The organism is Clostridium fessum (genome assembly GCF_003024715.1).
Taxonomy (GTDB): Bacteria; Bacillota; Clostridia; order Lachnospirales; family Lachnospiraceae; genus Otoolea; species Otoolea fessa.
The window spans coordinates 410903-428996 of record NZ_PYLO01000001.1 but is presented as its reverse complement, the minus strand read 5'-3'; the positions used below and the strand labels follow the sequence as shown (position 1 = coordinate 428996).

Here is an 18094-nt window from a genome sequence, read left to right as displayed (position 1 = left end):
AAGAATAGTTGGGAGTAGACAAAATGACAGCAATCAGTAAAGTATTGACAGGAATGATAGAAGGTAGAATGGTCGGATATCACTTAGCTGCGATTCTGGCAGGTTATCTTCTGGATCTGTGCCTGGGTGATCCGCATTCGATGCCGCATCCGGTCCGGGCGATCGGAAATCTGATTGTGTGGCTGGAAAAATATTTGCGTCCAGCTGGAAAAAAGCATGCAACGGAACGGGGGGAACGCCGCGCGGGCGTTCTTTTTGTGTGTCTGGTGCTGCTTGTGACAGGCAGTGTGGCAGGCGCAATCCTCTGGATTTCCCGTCTGGGCGGCATCTGGATTCAGACAGTAGTCGAGGCGGTCATGACTTACTATCTGCTGGCGGCGCGCTCCCTGCGGGATGAGAGCATGGCGGTCTGCCGGAAGCTGGAGGCGGGAGAGATCGAGGAAGCCCGCTATGCAGTGTCGATGATTGTCGGGCGCGATACGAAACCTCTTTCAGAGGCGGGGATCGCACGGGCGGCAGTTGAGACGGTAGCGGAAAATGCGTCGGATGGAGTGATTGCGCCTTTGTTTTATCTGGCCATCGGAGGTCCGCTTCTTGGCTGGCTGTACAAGGCAGTCAACACGATGGATTCGATGGTCGGATATAAAAATGACAGATATCTGCATTTTGGACGCGCGGCAGCAAAACTGGACGATCTGGTAAACCTGATTCCGTCGCGTCTGGCAGCGCTTTTATTGATAGTCTCTGCATACCTTTTACGATATGACGGAAAGAATGCTTACCGTATCTGGCGGCGTGATCGCCGGAACCACAAAAGCCCCAATTCCGCGCAGACCGAGTCGGCATGCGCCGGCGCGCTGGGCTTGCGACTGGCGGGCGATGCCTGGTATTTCGGCAAGTTAGTTCCGAAGCCATATATCGGTGATGAGATACACCCGATTGAACCGCAGGACATCCGCCGGGTCAACCGCCTGATGTATGGAGCGGCGGGAATCATGGGGATTATTGCGTTGGTGGTGCGCGGTGTGATTCTGTTTTTATAGAATTGGAAGAATTCCGGAATGATAAAAATATTAAAAACAGAGTAACTGTTCAGTACCTTCACAGTCACGCGCAAAAATCCATTAAAAATTGCCTGCGGCAATGAGATTTTTGCCTGCTGGCCCATGTTTTCGTACGGTCAGCGCAGTAAATGCGCAGACCTACTGAACAATTACAAAACAGAACGAAATAAGAGAACAGTAAACAGATAAAGAATATATAAAAAGAGGGAACAACAGGGAGGAAGCATCTATGCCATACACGCACGGCGGCGATATTTACGGTGATGCAGCCGTAGAGTTAGATTTTTCAGTCAATACAAATCGTCTTGGAATGCCGCAGGCTGTCCGTGATGCTGTGATGGCATCGGCGGCTGCTTGGGAACAATATCCGGATGCTTTATGCCGGAAGCTGCGGCGTGCAGCGGCTGCTTTTTATGAGGCAGACGGCACGCCGATTCCGGAGGACTGGCTCGTGTTTGGAAACGGTGCTTCGGATATTTTATATGCAGTTGTCTCAGCGATTCGGCCCAAACAGGCGATTTTGCTGGCACCGGGATTTTCGGAGTATGAGCAGGCGCTTCGGATGTGCGGCTGCGAGATCCGGTGGCTTCATTTAAAGGATGAAAATGGATTTTCCCTGGAGAGTGCGAGGGAAGAATTGTATGCCATGCTTTGCGATGGCTCCGGGGATGCATCGAAGATAGATTCGGTCCCAACTTTATCCTCTAAACGTGAAAACGTCTGGGAAAAAATTTTGATTCTCGGAAATCCCAATAACCCGACAGGGCGCGCCATTTCAGCCACCGAGCTGGAAAGGTTGGCACAGGTCTGCCGGGAAACACATACCTGGCTTATGCTGGACGAGTGTTTTCAGTGGTTTTTGGATACACGGAGAGAATGTTCGTTTGTTGGAAATTTGTTAAATGGTGTTGGAGATCACGTTATCCTCTTAAATGCCTTGACCAAAATCTGCTCAATGGCAGGCCTTCGCCTGGGCTATGGCATCATCTCCAATGCCGGACTCCGGGAACGCCTCGAGAAGTTCCGCCAGCCGTGGAGTGTCTCGGCTCCGGCACAGGCGGGCGGGGTGGCGGCATTTGCGGTACTGGCGGATCATTCAGAAGGAAATCTGCTGGAATGGACGGTTAAATCTTTGCAGACGGAACGTCCGCGGCTGGCGGAAAAACTGGAAGAACTGGGATTTATCGTTTATCCGTCCCAGACAAATTATCTGTTGTTCCGTTCGCCGGATGAGGATTCGCGCGATTACAAACAGGGTTGTTTAGAGCATGGCATTTTGATTCGCGCCTGTGAGAATTTTGAGGGGCTGAACCGTCATTATTACCGGGTGGTGGTGCGGAACCGGGGAGAAAATGAAAGGTTGATAAATATTTTGAAAGAGGTACAATCTGAAGAAAAACACAATGTGAATTTGTAATATAAAACGAACCCGTAACTGTTCAGTAGGTCTGCGCATTTACTGCGCTGACCGTACGAAAACATGGGCCAGCAGGCAAAAATCCCATTGCCGTAGGCAATTTTTAATGGATTTTTGCGCGTGACTGTGAAGGTACTGAACAGTTACACGAACCCATAAAATAGCCTCTGTCATTTGAAAGGACAAATGGCAGAAAAATAGTTTCGGTTAAGCACAAAATAGCTTCGAATTAAATAGCTTTGAGCAACCATTATTTGGTAAGACACTCAAAAATAAGGAGGATTTCACCGTGGCAAAAGCAATCATGATACAGGGAACGATGTCCAATGCGGGAAAAAGCCTGCTGGCGGCGGGACTCTGCCGGATTTTCAAGCAGGACGGCTACCGCGTGGCGCCGTTTAAATCGCAGAATATGGCGCTGAACTCCTATATTACCAGCGAGGGATTGGAAATGGGACGCGCACAGGTAGTGCAGGCGCAGGCGGCGGGCTGTGAGCCATCGGTGGACATGAATCCGATTCTCTTAAAGCCATCCAGCGATGTCGGTTCTCAGGTGATCGTGCGCGGTGTTCCGATCGGCACAATGCCCGCGAAGGAATATTTCAAGTATAAAAAGCAGCTAATCCCGGAAATCAAGAAAGCGTTTCAGCACTTGTCCGAACAGTACGATATCATCGTGATCGAGGGCGCCGGCAGCCCGGCGGAAATCAACTTAAAATCGGATGATATCGTGAACATGGGAATGGCGCGCATGGCGGGTGCGCCGGTGCTGCTTGCCGGGGACATCGACCGGGGCGGCGTGTTTGCACAGCTCTATGGAACGGTAGCGCTTCTGGAACCGGATGAACAGGCGATGGTAAAGGGGCTTATCATCAACAAATTCCGCGGCGATAAGACGATCCTGGATCCAGGTGTTGAGATGATCGAGAAATTATGCAAGATTCCGGTGGTCGGCGTCGTTCCGTACATGGACGTGGATATCGAGGACGAGGATAGCTTAAGCAGCCGCCTTTCATCCACAGGGCGGAATAATACCCTTAAACAGGAAAACGAGTCATCTGAAAAACATGTAGAGGCATGGATCGACATTGCAGCCATCCGCTTTCCGCGTTTATCCAATTTCACTGATCTGAACGTCTTTGACCCGATCCCCGGCGTTTCGGTGCGTTATGTGAGCCGCCTGTCTGAGCTGGGACGACCGGATCTGATTGTTCTTCCGGGAACGAAGAATACGATCGAGGATCTGCTCTGGATGCGGCAGAATGGTCTGGAAGCGGCAGTTTTAAAGAAAGCAGCCGGAGGAACGCCGATCTGGGGCATCTGCGGCGGCTATCAGATGATGGGACAGACGCTGTCAGATCAGGAAGGAACCGAGGCGGGTGTGCCTGGGCGTACGATCTCCGGTATGGGACTTCTGCCGTTACAGACACAGTTTCAGGAAGAAAAGACCAGGACACAGGTCAAGGGATGTTTCGGGACGGTCAGCGGTATCTTTTCCGGGCTTTCGGGGATGGAGGCGGAAGGATATGAAATACATATGGGAGAGACATCATCGGTCGGCGGTGATATTGTTAAGAACGTGATCAAGGAGCAGGAAAAAGCCGTAAATCATAGTTTATTGAAACTCAGGGAAGAACAGGCGGGAAACCACACTGAAAAACAGGATGGCTGCTGCCGGGACAACCTCTACGGCACTTACGTCCACGGCATTTTTGACAAGGCAGAGGTGGCGGAGACGATTGTCTGTGCGCTGATGAAAGAAAAAGGAATGGAGCCGGAAGTCGGCGGATTATCGTTTGATTATGAGAAATACCGGGAAGAGCAGTACAACCGGCTGGCAGACACGATGCGGAAGTACTTGGATATGGAAGCAATTTACCGGATTCTGGAAGAGGGAGTGTAAATAGATGGATGAAAAAATGAAAGAACTCAGTCAGGTATTGCCGTCGGAGATCGAGGCGAGAAGTTTTGAGATTATCACCGAGGAGCTGGGGGAACGGACATTTCCGGAGAAAGAAGCACCAATTGTGAAACGCGTGATTCACACGACAGCCGACTTTGAGTACGCAGATTCGCTTGTATTTTCACCGGGCGCAGTCGATAAGGCGTTGGAAGCCCTGAAAAATGGGGCGTGCATCGTGACTGATACGAATATGGGAAAATCCGGCATCAACAAGCGCGCGCTTGCGTCGCTGGGCGGTGAGGTCTACTGTTTTATGGCGGACGAGGATGTCGCGAAGAAAGCGGCAGCGTCCGGGACCACCCGTGCGGTTGCCAGCATGGACAAGGCGGCAGAAATGGGAAAAGACTGTATTTTTGCAGTTGGGAATGCACCGACCGCGCTGGTGCGTCTGTACGAGTTGATTCAGGAGGGAAAAATCCACCCGAAGCTCATCATCGGCGTGCCGGTCGGCTTTGTCAATGTCGTGCCGTCCAAGGAATTGATTATATCCTTGCCGGACACTCCTTATATTGTGGCAAGAGGCAGAAAGGGCGGCAGCAATGTAGCCGCCGCGATCTGCAATGCATTGATTTATCAGTTGACGCGCAAATAAGATGTGATGGTGTTAAATCTGCGGTATTAAAATGTACATGGATGCATTCTCAAAAGATATGCTGGATATGGGCGGATGTTTATCAGCAGCCAAAGCCACCGCCGCCACAGCAGCAGCACAGGAGCAGGATCCAGATCAGGCAGTCGCAGTTGTTGCCGCCGCATCCGTGATCAAAGCATCCGCCGCCACATCCGCCGCAGCACAGCAGAATCAGAATCAGGAAGAGACAGTTGTTGTTGCCGAAACCGCCGCATCCACAGCCACAATTACAGCCGCAGCTTCCTCCGTTGTTATCACATCCGCAACCGCAGTTGGTAGCCGCTAAATCACTCATGGTTATGTCCTCCGAGATTTTCTATACACTTCATCATATGAGGGGCAGCTTGCCACAGTTTCCATAAATCAGGAAAATTAGGACGGAAATATTTTACTATAAATTTTTTGTTGAAATAATCGAGATAACCGGGCGGATCGACATGGATGTTTATCCATAACGATTTGTCACAGAACATTGTACAACGAAATGAAAAGAGGAATGAAAATGGAACCGTTATATTATCAGACACCGTATGTAAAAGAATTTGATGCCATCGTCACCGCCTGCCGTCCGGCAAAGCACGGATTTGAGGTGGAACTTTCCCAGACCGGATTTTACCCGGAGGGCGGCGGACAGCCGTCGGACACCGGACGGATCGGGGAAGTGCACGTGACACATGTGGAGGAGAAACATGGCGTGGTTGTTCATGAGACGGACGCTCCGCTGGAGGTGGGAAGCACCGTTCACGCGGCCATCGACTGGGAACAGCGTTTTTCCAACATGCAGCAACATACGGGAGAACATATCATATCGGGGCTGATTCATGCCGCATACGGATATGATAATGTCGGATTTCATATGGGACACGATGAAGTGACGGTCGATCTGAATGGTCCGCTTAACTGGGAACAGTTAAAGGAAATCGAGAAGAAGGCAAATGCGGTTGTCTGGGCGAATCTTCCGGTACAGGTGACATATCCGGGTGAGGAGGAATTGAAAACCATCGATTACCGTAGCAAGAAAGAGCTGACCGGTCAGGTCCGCATCGTAGAGATTCCGGGGGCGGATATCTGTGCCTGCTGCGGCACACACGTGGATTACACGGGAGAGATCGGCGTGATCAAGGTGCTTTCCCTGATGAATTACAAGGGTGGCGTGCGTTTCTCCATGCTCTGTGGTGACCGTGCGCTGGAGAATTTTGAGGCGAAGACGGAGCAGATGCAGACGATCTCTAACCTGCTTTCTGCAAAACCGGAGAAGGCGGCGGAGGCGGTCAGCCATCTGAAAGAGGAGAGCGGGCGCAAGGACGGTGAGATCAACCACCTCTGGCAGCGCATTCTCACCATGCAGGCAGACGTCTATCCGCAGGGTCAGAAAGCGCTGGCTGTATTTGAGCAGGGCATGACGCCAGTTCTGGTGCGTCAGTTTGCAAATCTGCTATTGGAACAGGAAAAAGGAGAGACCGTGCTGGTGTGCTCTGGCGATGACGCGTCAGGTTATAACTACACAGCCGGAAGCCTCGGCCGTGATATGCGTGCATTCGGAAAAGAATTAAACGCCCGTCTGCAGGGACGCGGCGGTGGGAGCACCCAGATGGTGCAGGGAACATTCCGGGCGTCGCGGGAAGAAATTGAAAAAGTCTTTCAAGAGCTGGCGCGGATAGAAGCGTAGCTGTTTAGAAGGTTTGCGTGTTTACTGCGTGAAGTATGAGAAACGGTTTGACTTAGATTCATAAAACGGAAAAAAGCTTCCTGTGCAGCAGAGCCAATCTGCCATGCAGCCAGGAAGCTTTTTTATACAGTTTCTATCGTATCATTCAAACATTTTTTTATACAACGGCAAGATACATACCGTGTACACCTTAGAAGAGAGCTTACTCCCCCTGATACATAAATTTAATCAGTCGGTCTAAGTCCTCTTTCTCATAAGCAACCAGTTCCAGCTCTTTGATATAGCCATTGGAAAAAATATTTGCCATCGACAGATACTGGGACAGCTTGGATTTCAGGTTGATGCGGTCGCCCTCCGGGGAAACCAGCTCGACGGTTCCTTTGCAGGAATCAATTACTTTAAAAAATGTGTTTACATCGGAAATATTCTGGATTTTCATATTTAGCCCTCCTTCATGGATTGGCACACAACCCTGTGTGCAGTTTATAATTTCGTCAATCTTTTAACAATGATAATTATAACAGACCTCTATAAAGGGCGCAATGCTCACATTTTCCAAAAAAATCCTTAAAAAAATATCCCTGTATGTCAAAAATACAGGGATGTCCAAGAAAAGATTGTCTATTAATTGTCAAAATCAATATGAAACGTGTCGTTATTTGCGGTAATATGAACATAGGAGAGATTGAAAGACTCATCCAGAATGTCTACCTTGTATTCAAATACGACGCCATTGTCTTTTTTGGAGAGAAACAGATAGGTTCCATTTTCTTTTTCCTCCATCTGATCGCAGATGTCGTTGTAGATATCCTCGCCGTTTACCTCGCCCGGATAGCCGGAAGCTTTGATCTTGTCTTCGATTGCTTTGTAAAATTCTTCCATCGTTGTAACTCCTTTATTGGTATTAGTCAATCTTTTTATACTCATTGTATTGAATTTAAATGTGTTATAAGTATACAAAATCTGCACTGTTCTGGCAAGACAAAACAAGGATTACTTTTTACGTATACGGGTATTAATAAAAGAGGGTTACTGTACACGCATACGTAAAAAGTAACGGAATTTGCCGTGGCTTCGCATTTCAATAGGGCAAATTCCTGCTGCCACCACGTTTTCTTACGGCACTTTCGGTTCCAAAAGTGCCTACCCGTGAACAGAAACAAAAGAGGTTCTAAAATGAAAAATAGATCTGCCTCATGCTTGATTTATAAAACGTGAAACCTTATAATAATACGGAAATACGGTTTTGAAGAGATGAACTCAATTCCGGTGGCATAGAAACAAACGAAGTAACTGTTCAGTAGGTCTGCGGATTTATTGCGCGTGACTGTGAAGGCACTGAACAGTTACCAAACGAAAATAGTGGGAGAAGAGAAATGTCCTATTTTCCGATTTTTATAGATATGACAGATCGGCAGGTACTGGTTGTGGGAGCTGGAAGTGTGGCATCGAGGCGGGTCGGCGTGCTGGAAAAATTTGGCGCAGCGATCACGGTGATTGCACCGAACACTTCGGAAGAGATACGGAAGCTGGCGGATTCACGGAAAATCCGTCTGATTGAACAAACCTATGAGGAAGTTCGAGATACGATCTGGCAGGAAAAAAACTTTTTTATGGCGCTGGCAGCGACCGGGCAGACGGGGACGGACGCAGGGATCAAGGAGGATGCGTCGAGCCATTCCGTCTGGTTTAATATGGCTTCCGATAAAAGTCAGTCAGAGTTTTATTTCCCGGCGATCGCCCAGGGCAGAGAACTGACAGCCGGATTGATTTCTGGCGGAGCGGATCCGGGATTAACGCATCGTGTGGCAAAAGAAGTACGCCGCGTGCTGGCGGAAGCAGAGGTAGAAGATACTTAATATATTTTATAGAGGAGATTAAAAATTGACAGATAAAAATAGGATCCGCGTAGGCAGCCGCGACAGTGCGCTGGCAGTTGTTCAGTCAAAGATGGCGATCGCAGCGATGCAGAATGTCTGTCCGGAGACAGGATTTGAATTGATCACGATGAAAACGACGGGAGACAAGGTGCTTGACCGTCCACTTGATGCGGTTGGCGGCAGGGGATTGTTTGTAAAAGAGCTGGATCAGGCGCTTTATGAAGGGCGGTGCGAGCTGACAGTTCATTCCTTAAAAGATATGCCGCTCTGTCCGCCGGAGGAGCTGCCGGTGCTGGCGCTTTTAGAGCGCGAAGATTGCCGCGATGTGCTGGTTCTGCGTGAAGGCTTATCCGAGCTTCCGGCACACCCGGTAATCGGAACTTCCAGCCACCGCCGCGTCCTACAGGGGCAGAGATTATTCCCGGATGCAGAATTTAAGGGGATCCGAGGTAACCTGAACACGCGTTTGCGAAAGCTCGATTCTGGCGAATATGATGCGCTGATTCTGGCAGCGGCGGGGCTGATTCGTCTGGGATTTGCAGATCGCATCAGCCGTTATTTTTCTGTGGAGGAAATGATCCCGTCAGCAGGACAGGGCATTCTGGCAATCCAGGGACGGCGTGACCGGGAGATCCCTTTTGTGAAAATGGTTCACTCTGAGGAGTCTGCGGTTTTAACTAGGGCAGAACAGGGCTTTGTCGCCACGCTTGGAGGCGGATGTTCGTCGCCGACGGCAGCTTCGGCGGTGCTTGAAAATGGAAAAATCAAGCTGCGAGGTCTTTATTATAAGGAAGAAACGGGAGAAGTCTGTATTGGTTCCATTGAGGGCGATGCAGAGAAAGCAGCGGAGCTTGGAAGAAAATTGGCGGAACAGTTATCGGGAAAGCCTGCACTGTCTCCGCTGGGGAAAGTCTACCTTATCGGCTCGGGCCCTGGCGATGCAGGGCTTTTTACCCTGCGCGGCAGAGAACTTCTGGAGCAGGCGGATGCCGTCGTCTACGACGCTTTGGCAGGCGACGCGGTACTGGGCTGGATTCCGGAGCATACGCGGAAAATTGACGTTGGTAAACGGAGTGGACGCCATTCGAAGAAGCAGGAAGAAATCTTAGAAATTTTATTAGAGGAAGCGAAAAAGGGCGGAACGATCGTGCGCCTCAAGGGCGGGGATCCGTTCGTCTTTGGACGCGGCGGCGAAGAAGCTGAATTTTTAAAGAAACATCAGATCCCGTTTGAGGTGGTTCCGGGTATCAGCTCCAGCCTGGCAGTTCCGGCATATTTTGGCATCCCAGTGACGCACCGAGGATTGGCGGGATCATTTCATGTGATTACCGGACATCGTATGGAGGGTATGCCGGCTCTGGATTTTGAGGCACTTGCTCGGGTCGGCGGCACCTTAATTTTTCTGATGAGTGTTGCGAATGCGCCGAGGATCTGTGAGGGGCTTCTGAATGCGGGAATGAAACCGGAGACGCCGGCGGCATTTCTGATGAACGGAACCCTTGCGTCCCAGAGAATGATCCGCGCAACCCTGCAGACACTTCCGGAAGAGGGTGTGCGTCAGGGCGTCAAGGCGCCTGCCATCCTTGTGATCGGGGAGGTCTGTGCGCTTGCTGATACGTGTGCATGGAGAGAAGAAAAGCCGTTGGCAGGAAAACGGATCGTGATTACCCGCCCGAAGGAGCGCAGCCAGAAGCTGGCGGAACATCTGCGCGATGCCGGAGCGGAGGTGCTGGAATTTCCAACGATTGAGTTAAAACCGGTCTGGAAAAAATCAGAAAAAGCGGATGCTGGCACAGCGGATAAAGAAAAACTGTATGAACTGGTTCGGAATCTGGAATCGTATCACTGGCTGGTGCTCACGAGTCCGGCAGGGGCGCAATATTTCTTTGAGCTTTTGAACCGGATGCAGAAAGATTTCAGGAGCCTCTCCCATCTGCGTTTTGCTGTGATCGGTGAGGGTACCGCGTCCGTCTGCCGGGAACACGGCATTTACCCAGATTATATTCCGGAGCGCTTTTATGCGGCAGATCTCGGAAAAGGGCTGGCAAAACAGGTGAAGCAGAACGAACGCGTATGCATCCTGCGCGCCAGACATGGTTCGCCGGAACTGACGCAGGCATTTGAAGCTGCCGGAATATCCTATATGGATGTGACACTTTACGATACGATCACGCCGGAGGAATCGCCGCTTGCAGAGCGCATCCGTGAACTCCTAAAAGAGGGCGCGATCGATGCGGCCACGTTTACGAGCGGATCGACGGTACAGGGATTCCTGGATATTTTACAGCCGGATAAGGAGACATTGAACGGATTTACAGCCGTCTGTATCGGAGAAAAGACAGAAAAAACCGCCAGCGCGGCGGGAATGAAAGCCGTACTGGCGGAGTCCGTCTCGGAAGAAGGGATTGAGCAGGCGCTCTATCATATGTAAACATATAAACAGACGTCTGTTCAGCAGGTTCATGAAGAAGTTTTCATATAGATTGTAAATGCCTGAACATACGGAACCGATAGAAGCGTGAGCGGGTAAATCAGCATTTTAGCTGTTTTTCTGCTGTAACCGGGCTTTTATGTTGTCCAACAGCAGTGCAGAAACCCGCAGACCGCCGTAGCCGCTTCCGAGATGGATATCTGGTTTGTTGGCACCGTGAAAATCGGAACCGCCGGTGGAGACCAGACCGAGACGGGAAGCTATTTCACGTAAATGAAGACTGTCGGATTGAGAGTGTGAGGAATAATAAACCTCGATGCCCATCATTCCGGCTTCTTTTAAATAGGAGAGAAGCTGCTCGGTCTTTTTCCAGCCAAGTTTATACTGGAGAGGATGTGCGAGCGCTGGTAAACCGCCAGCTACACGGATCAGGCGGATCGCTTCCTCCGGCTCAATCATCTGCTTCGGGCGGTAATATTTTTTGCCGTCCCCGAGGTATTTATCAAATGCCTGGCTGACCGAAGTGACACAGCCTTTTTCAAGCAGTGCGCGTGCAAAATGGGCACGGGTGATGACAGTGTGTTCATTTCCATGAATTAAATCTTCATATTTAATGGGAAATCCATCTGCCTGAAATAAAGCGAGAAGCTCTTCATTGCGCCGGTTGCGGATCTCGCGGACCTGCCGCAGTGCAGATAAAAGTTCCGGGCAGTGCGGGTTCAGGTAGAGCCCCAGAATATGGATTTCTTTTCCTTTATAAGGACTGGAAAATTCGGCACCGGGAATGACAGTCAGGGAGGTGTTCTCGGCTGCCTGCATGGCTTCCGCAACGCCGTCAACTGTATCATGATCCGTCAGCGCATAGGCGGTCAGACCGCATTGGAGCGCCAGCTTTGTCACTTCGGTGGGCGTGAGTGTTCCGTCCGAAGCAGTAGAATGAACGTGTAAATCAATTAACTGCATAGATGCAGACCTCCTTCTGCTGTAAGACTACCCGCATTAGATGGAAAAGTCAAGTATGCGGCAGATACCCGCTGCAGTTTGCCAGTGTGTAAACGGGAACAAAAATGATTGTTTACATCAGATATATTTGAAAGAAGAAGCGTTATACAAAAAACAGAGCGGCTGTGGAAATTTGTACCAGGAAACGGTTGTGGGGATCAAAAAAATTTATAAGTTAATTTAAGAATAATGTTATTTTCTTTTCCTGGAATTGTGCTATACTGTAGCAGGGATATTTTCAAATAAACACATATAATAAAATTTCATGGAAAAGACGGACAGGTGATGGAAAATGAGTGAGTACAACAGAAATTCTTCAGGAGGAAGGAATTTTGAACATAGAGGATTGGAGGGCGGAACGCTGAGTTCGTACAGCAGTACCGGGCATCGTTCGTCGTCCGGAACATCCAGCCATACAAAAAGTACAGCTGCGCACACAAGCACGGGACGCCGGGATACTGCGATGAACCGGGCGGCAGCCGGTCGGAGTGGGCATACTTCTGGGCGTTATAAAAAGAAGAGAAGAAACCGTCTGGATATTACACAGATCCTTTTGATCGTGATCGGTGTCCTGGCGGTTATCCTGATAGCGGCGATTGCCTCCCGCGGGTGCGGTGGGGGCAGCGCGGCAGGCGGGGCGACCGAATCGGATGCCGTACAGGAGAGTACCGTGGCAGATGGAGCGGTGACCGTCAACGGCGTCAATATTTACGGAATGACGCAGGAGGAGGCGCGCAAGGCGATCCTTGATTCATTTGACTGGAAGATGAAGGTCAAATACGAGGACAAAGAGGCCGACGTCACCAATCTGATGGCGGATAAAGTTGATCAGCTTCTCGAGGAGATCTATGCAAGTGATCTGAAACCGGGTGAGACATATGAAGTCAACACGGAAAATATGATCGAGGATGCCAAGGCAGAGGCAGCACTGATTGCCGGAAACTGGAACATGGCAGCCAAGAGCGGCGGTATCTCCGGTTACAATAAGGAAACGGGCAAGTTTGAGTTCAGCGAGGGCACCAAGGGACTTGTCATCGATCAGGACAAGCTGGCACAGGCGATGGTCGATGCGATTGACAAGAAAGAGTTTGATGCCGTTCTGACCGCAGAGACGAAGGAAGTCGCAGCGGATTCGTCGGTACAGGATAAGTACAAGACAATGTCCACCTACACAACCACGACGACCTCCAACAGCAACCGAAACGAGAATATCCGTCTGGCGGTCGCAGCGTTAAACGGAACGATTGTCAAACCAGGACAGGAATTTTCCTTTAACAATACGACCGGTGCGAGAACCGAAGAAAAAGGCTACAAGCCGGCAACCGCATACTTAAATGGCGAGGTTGTCCAGGAGCCAGGCGGCGGCGTCTGCCAGGTATCTTCGACCTTATATAACGCGGTTGTATTTGCGGGGCTTAAAAGTACGGAGCGCCACGCACATAGCTACGAGCCGTCCTACGTTACACCGGGCGAGGATGCGGCAGTCAGCTACGGCGGACCGGACTTCAAGTTCGTCAACAACTCGGAATATCCGCTGGCTATCAAGGCAAGCTTCAGCGCATCTGATCGAAAACTGACGATCGCACTGTATGGAGTTCCGATTCTGAAAGAGGGTGTCAAGATTCGTATGTCTTCTGAGAAGACAGGCGAGATTGATCCGCCGTCTGCGGTTTATACCGAGGATGGTTCCTTGCAGCCGGGTCAGGAAGTGCAGACAAAGGCAGCGACTCCGGGCAGCCGCTGGTCCACGGATCTGGTTACCTATGAGAATGATAAAGAAGTGAGTCGTGAATTTTTTCACAATAGCAGCTATCGTGGAAAGGCAGCGCAAATCAAACGTAACAGTTCCGCTACTGTAGCGACCAACGCAACGGAGACAACGGCGGCAGCAGAGAGCACCGCAGCTGAGACAAATGCAGCTAATGAGAGCACAGCGGCACATGAGACAACCACAGCGGCACCGTCCAGCCCTGACGGCGAGACAAAAGCTCCGACCACGACAGCGGCGGCATCCAACGAAGGACCACAGGAGACAACTCCAGAGCCAGAGGAAACGAACCCGGTTGTGGAAGCAAATGGACCTGGAAGCAATTAAAATCAAGGCAAAACTAAGGTGAAATATAGAAAGTGCTGTAAGATAGATTGCAAAAATGAATGATAAAAGGGCATTCAAGCGGCATTTGAATGAAAAGCACCGCTGGATGGAGAGTCTTTCTTCATCTGGCGGCGCTTTTTTTCATATTTTATGGTTTTATCGACTATCTGAAAAAACAGTAGACAGCTTTTTTGTAATTGTTCGAAAAATAATACCGGATATAAATCAAATTTATTTGCATTTTGACGAGAATTTGTTATAATATTATCAGGTAAATTTCCAGGACAATCTATTTGGGGAGATTTATTACTGAATACATTCACTATCAATAGGAGGAATATTCATTATGGCAAGAAAGATGAAAACCATGGATGGAAACCACGCAGCAGCGCATGCTTCTTACGCATACACCGACGTGGCAGCTATCTATCCGATTACCCCTTCTTCTCCGATGGCTGAGGCTACCGATGAATGGGCAACAGACGGAAGAACCAATATTTTCGGCCACACAGTTCAGATTACAGAGATGCAGTCTGAGGCAGGTGCAGCAGGTGCAGTACACGGATCTCTGGCAGCAGGTGCGCTGACAACCACGTACACCGCTTCCCAGGGTCTGCTTCTGATGATCCCGAACTTATACAAAATTGCAGGTGAGCAGCTCCCGGGCGTATTTAATGTTTCTGCTCGTGCACTGGCCAGCCATGCGTTATCCATCTTTGGTGACCATTCTGATATTTATGCGTGCCGTCAGACAGGCTGCGCGATGCTGTGTGAATCCAGCGTACAGGAAGTTATGGATTTAACCCCGGTTGCACATCTGGCATCCATCAAGGGCAAGATTCCATTCATTAACTTCTTTGATGGTTTCCGTACATCCCATGAGATTCAGAAGATCGAGACCTGGGATTATGAAGATCTGAAAGATATGGCAGATATGGATGCAATCGATGCATTCCGTAAGAATGCACTGAACCCGAACCACCCGTGTCAGCGCGGTTCTGCTCAGAACCCGGATATCTTCTTCCAGGTAAGAGAGGCTTGCAACCCGTACTACGATGCACTTCCGGCGATTGTTCAGGAATACATGGACAAGGTCAATGAGAAGATTGGCACAGACTACAAGCTGTTCAACTACTATGGCGCTCCGGATGCAGAGCACGTTATCATCGCAATGGGTTCTGTCAACGATACCATCGAGGAGACGATCGATTACCTCGTAGCAGCTGGAAAGAAAGTCGGCGTTGTAAAGGTTCGCCTGTACCGTCCGTTCGTAGCCAGCGCACTGGTAGACGCTATTCCGGATACAGTTAAGCAGATTTCCGTATTAGACCGCACCAAAGAGCCAGGTTCCCTTGGCGAGCCGCTTTACCTTGATGTAGTAGCAGCATTAAAGGGTACAAAATTCGATCAGACTCCGATCTTCACAGGTCGTTACGGACTTGGTTCCAAGGATACCACACCGGCTCAGATCGTAGCTGTATATGAGAACACAACCAAGAAACAGTTCACCATCGGTATCGTAGATGATGTTACCAACCTTTCCCTGGAGCTTGGCGCACCGCTTGTTACCACTCCGGAAGGAACTGTAAACTGTAAGTTCTGGGGTCTTGGTGCCGACGGTACTGTAGGTGCAAACAAGAACTCCATCAAGATCATCGGCGATAATACCGATATGTACGCACAGGCTTACTTCGATTATGACTCCAAGAAATCTGGTGGTGTTACAATGTCCCACCTTCGTTTCGGTCATAAACCGATCAAATCCACCTACCTGATCCACAAGGCAAACTTTGTTGCCTGTCACAACCCGGCTTACATCCGTAAGTACAACATGGTTCAGGAACTGGTTGACGGCGGTACATTCCTGTTAAACTGCCCGTGGAACATGGAAGAGCTGGAGCAGCACTTACCGGGACAGGTTAAGAAGTTCATCGCTGACCACAAGATTAAATTCTACACCATCGACGGTGTTAAACTGGGTATCGAGACCGGTATGGGTCCGACCCGTATCAATACCATCCTTCAGTCCGCATTCTTCAAGCTGGCAAATATTATTCCGGAGGAGAGAGCGATCGAACTGATGAAGGCTGCTGCAAAGGCAACCTACGGTCGTAAGGGCGAAGATGTTGTTAAGAAAAACTGGGCTGCTATCGATGCAGGCGCTCAGAACGTTGTAGAGATTCAGGTTCCGGAAAGCTGGAAGAACGGCGAGGACGAGGGACTTGAGATGACTCACGCAACCGAGGGAAGAGCAGACGTTGTTAAGTTTGTCAACACCGTTCAGGCTGCTGTCAATGCTCAGGAGGGTAACAACCTGCCGGTATCTGCATTTACCGATTATGTAGATGGTACAACTCCGTCTGGTTCCGCTGCATACGAGAAACGTGGTATCGCAGTCAATGTACCGGTTTGGAATCCGGACAACTGTATCCAGTGTAACTTCTGTTCTTATGTGTGCCCGCACGCAGTTATCCGCCCGATCGCGATGACCGAGGAAGAGGCTGCTGCCGCTCCGGAAGGAACAAAGACACTGCCGCTTACAGGTATGCCGCAGTACAAGTTCGTGATGACTATTTCTTCCTTGGATTGTACCGGATGTGGTTCCTGTGCAAATGTCTGCCCGGGCAAGAAGGGTGAGAAAGCACTTACGATGGTAAGTCTTGACAAGAATCTGGAGGCTCAGAAGGGTTATGACTACGGTCAGACACTTCCGATCAAACAGGATGTCATTGATAAATATAAAGAGACAACCGTTAAGGGAAGCCAGTTCAAACAGCCGTTACTTGAGTTCTCCGGCGCTTGTGCAGGATGCGGCGAGACTCCGTACGCAAAACTGATTACTCAGCTGTTCGGCGATCGTATGTACATTGCCAACGCAACCGGATGCTCTTCTATCTGGGGCAACTCTTCACCGTCCACACCTTACACCATGAACAAGGCTGGCAAGGGTCCGGCTTGGGACAACTCCCTGTTCGAGGACAACGCAGAGTTCGGTTATGGTATGCTTCTGGCTCAGAACGCAATCCGTGACGGCTTAAAGGGTAAGGTTGAGGCTGTGATGGCGGCAGAACAGGCGACCGATGAAGTGAAAGCAGCTTGCAAAGAGTGGCTGGATACTTACGGAATCGGTGCATTGAACGGCGCAGCTACCGACAAGCTGGTAGAGGCTCTGGACGGCATCGACTGCCCGAACTGCAAGGATATTGTGAAGAACAAAGACTTCCTCGCTAAAAAATCCCAGTGGGTATTCGGTGGCGACGGTTGGGCTTACGATATCGGTTTCGGCGGTGTTGACCACGTACTTGCTTCCGGCAAGGATATCAACATCATGGTATACGATACCGAGGTTTACTCCAACACAGGCGGACAGTCCTCCAAGGCGACTCCGACCGGTGCAGTTGCACAGTTCGCAGCAGGCGGTAAAGATGTGAAGAAGAAAGATCTTGCTTCCATCGCTATGAGCTACGGCTATGTATATGTTGCCCAGATTTCCATGGGTGCTGACTATGCTCAGACAGTTAAGGCGATCGCTGAGGCAGAGGCATATCCGGGTCCGTCCTTAGTCATTGCTTATGCTCCGTGTATCAACCACGGTATCAAGAAAGGTATGGACAAGGCTCAGACCGAGGAGAAACTGGCGGTAGAGTGCGGTTACTGGCACAACTTCCGTTACAATCCGGCTGCAGAGGACAAGAAGTTCACTCTGGACAGCAAGGCACCGACAGGTGACTACCAGGCATTCTTAAAGGGTGAGGTTCGTTACGCATCTCTGGCTCTGAAGAATCCGGATAGAGCCGGCGCGCTGGATGCAAAGAACGAGGAAGAGGCAAAGGCTAGATATCAGTACCTGAACAAGCTCGTTACTCTGTATACAAACAACTAATGAATCACTGATTCATGAATATATGACATACGATATATAAAACGTATGACTGCAGAAGC

The 18094-nt window shown here is 50.0% G+C and carries 13 protein-coding genes; 9 read left to right on the top strand and 4 right to left on the bottom strand.

What is annotated here, in order from left to right; translation table 11 throughout:
• Positions 1 to 23 precede the first annotated feature (23 nt).
• The 4 genes from cbiB to C7U56_RS02055 all read left to right on the top strand — a co-directional run bounded on the left by cbiB (position 24) and on the right by C7U56_RS02055 (position 5036).
• Positions 24 to 1043: an adenosylcobinamide-phosphate synthase CbiB gene (gene cbiB / locus C7U56_RS02070; protein ID WP_233430151.1), complete on the top strand. Its 1020-nt coding sequence runs from the start codon at positions 24 to 26 to the stop codon at positions 1041 to 1043.
• A gap of 250 nt (positions 1044 to 1293) precedes the next feature.
• Positions 1294 to 2481: a pyridoxal phosphate-dependent aminotransferase gene (locus tag C7U56_RS02065; protein ID WP_106999940.1), complete on the top strand. Its 1188-nt coding sequence runs from the start codon at positions 1294 to 1296 to the stop codon at positions 2479 to 2481.
• Between the two features lie 289 nt (positions 2482 to 2770).
• Positions 2771 to 4384: a cobyric acid synthase gene (locus C7U56_RS02060; protein ID WP_106999939.1), complete on the top strand. Its 1614-nt coding sequence runs from the start codon at positions 2771 to 2773 to the stop codon at positions 4382 to 4384.
• 4 nt (positions 4385 to 4388) lie between these two features.
• Positions 4389 to 5036, top strand: coding sequence for a precorrin-8X methylmutase (locus C7U56_RS02055; RefSeq protein ID WP_022359550.1), 648 nt, complete (start codon positions 4389 to 4391; stop codon positions 5034 to 5036).
• An 82-nt stretch (positions 5037 to 5118) separates the two neighbouring features.
• On the opposite strand, the gene C7U56_RS02050 is transcribed toward C7U56_RS02055, so the two are convergent.
• Entirely contained in the window at positions 5119 to 5370 is a 252-nt protein-coding gene (locus C7U56_RS02050; RefSeq protein ID WP_022359551.1) for a hypothetical protein, read from the bottom strand.
• Positions 5371 to 5577: 207 nt separating this feature from the next.
• Between C7U56_RS02050 and C7U56_RS02045 the strand changes: the two genes are divergently transcribed.
• Positions 5578 to 6744, top strand: a complete 1167-nt coding sequence (locus C7U56_RS02045; RefSeq protein ID WP_106999938.1) for an alanyl-tRNA editing protein — start codon at positions 5578 to 5580, stop codon at positions 6742 to 6744.
• 202 nt (positions 6745 to 6946) lie between these two features.
• Here the strand turns inward: C7U56_RS02045 and C7U56_RS02040 are convergent, their stop codons facing one another.
• Together C7U56_RS02040 and C7U56_RS02035 are read right to left on the bottom strand one after the other, a co-directional pair.
• The gene (locus C7U56_RS02040) at positions 6947 to 7183 is read right to left on the bottom strand and encodes a hypothetical protein (protein ID WP_022359553.1); all 237 of its coding nucleotides are present in this window, start codon (positions 7181 to 7183) and stop codon (positions 6947 to 6949) included.
• Between the two features lie 185 nt (positions 7184 to 7368).
• Positions 7369 to 7626, bottom strand: coding sequence for a hypothetical protein (locus C7U56_RS02035; RefSeq protein WP_022359554.1), 258 nt, complete (start codon positions 7624 to 7626; stop codon positions 7369 to 7371).
• Positions 7627 to 8120: 494 nt separating this feature from the next.
• Between C7U56_RS02035 and C7U56_RS02030 the strand changes: the two genes are divergently transcribed.
• Together C7U56_RS02030 and hemC are read left to right on the top strand one after the other, a co-directional pair.
• Positions 8121 to 8603 carry a precorrin-2 dehydrogenase/sirohydrochlorin ferrochelatase family protein gene (locus tag C7U56_RS02030; RefSeq protein WP_106999937.1) on the top strand — a complete coding sequence of 161 codons (483 nt, stop codon included), beginning with the start codon at positions 8121 to 8123 and terminating at the stop codon, positions 8601 to 8603.
• 25 nt (positions 8604 to 8628) lie between these two features.
• Complete coding sequence (hemC, locus tag C7U56_RS02025) at positions 8629 to 11055, top strand: hydroxymethylbilane synthase (RefSeq protein ID WP_233430150.1); 2427 nt, start codon at positions 8629 to 8631, stop codon at positions 11053 to 11055.
• Positions 11056 to 11163: 108 nt separating this feature from the next.
• Here the strand turns inward: hemC and C7U56_RS02020 are convergent, their stop codons facing one another.
• Positions 11164 to 12018, bottom strand: a complete 855-nt coding sequence (locus C7U56_RS02020) for a PHP domain-containing protein (RefSeq protein ID WP_106999936.1) — start codon at positions 12016 to 12018, stop codon at positions 11164 to 11166.
• Between the two features lie 331 nt (positions 12019 to 12349).
• Between C7U56_RS02020 and C7U56_RS02015 the strand changes: the two genes are divergently transcribed.
• Together C7U56_RS02015 and nifJ are read left to right on the top strand one after the other, a co-directional pair.
• Positions 12350 to 14152, top strand: coding sequence for a VanW family protein (locus C7U56_RS02015; RefSeq protein ID WP_181357145.1), 1803 nt, complete (start codon positions 12350 to 12352; stop codon positions 14150 to 14152).
• Positions 14153 to 14498: 346 nt separating this feature from the next.
• A complete protein-coding gene (nifJ, locus tag C7U56_RS02010) occupies positions 14499 to 18035 on the top strand; it encodes a pyruvate:ferredoxin (flavodoxin) oxidoreductase (protein ID WP_106999935.1) in 3537 nt (1178 codons plus the stop codon).
• Positions 18036 to 18094: the final 59 nt, after the last annotated feature.

Excerpts from the sequence above, each read along its gene's own strand:
- C7U56_RS02030 (WP_106999937.1), top strand. The coding sequence starts at position 8,121 with ATGTCCTATTTTCCGATTTTTATAGATATGACAGATCGGCAGGTACTG.
- C7U56_RS02015 (WP_181357145.1), top strand. The coding sequence starts at position 12,350 with ATGAGTGAGTACAACAGAAATTCTTCAGGAGGAAGGAATTTTGAACAT.
- C7U56_RS02055 (WP_022359550.1), top strand. The coding sequence starts at position 4,389 with ATGGATGAAAAAATGAAAGAACTCAGTCAGGTATTGCCGTCGGAGATC.
- C7U56_RS02065 (WP_106999940.1), top strand. The coding sequence starts at position 1,294 with ATGCCATACACGCACGGCGGCGATATTTACGGTGATGCAGCCGTAGAG.
- C7U56_RS02020 (WP_106999936.1), bottom strand. The coding sequence starts at position 12,018 with ATGCAGTTAATTGATTTACACGTTCATTCTACTGCTTCGGACGGAACA.
- C7U56_RS02040 (WP_022359553.1), bottom strand. The coding sequence starts at position 7,183 with ATGAAAATCCAGAATATTTCCGATGTAAACACATTTTTTAAAGTAATT.
- C7U56_RS02035 (WP_022359554.1), bottom strand. The coding sequence starts at position 7,626 with ATGGAAGAATTTTACAAAGCAATCGAAGACAAGATCAAAGCTTCCGGC.
- C7U56_RS02050 (WP_022359551.1), bottom strand. The coding sequence starts at position 5,370 with ATGAGTGATTTAGCGGCTACCAACTGCGGTTGCGGATGTGATAACAAC.
- nifJ (WP_106999935.1), top strand. The coding sequence starts at position 14,499 with ATGGCAAGAAAGATGAAAACCATGGATGGAAACCACGCAGCAGCGCAT.
- C7U56_RS02045 (WP_106999938.1), top strand. The coding sequence starts at position 5,578 with ATGGAACCGTTATATTATCAGACACCGTATGTAAAAGAATTTGATGCC.
- cbiB (WP_233430151.1), top strand. The coding sequence starts at position 24 with ATGACAGCAATCAGTAAAGTATTGACAGGAATGATAGAAGGTAGAATG.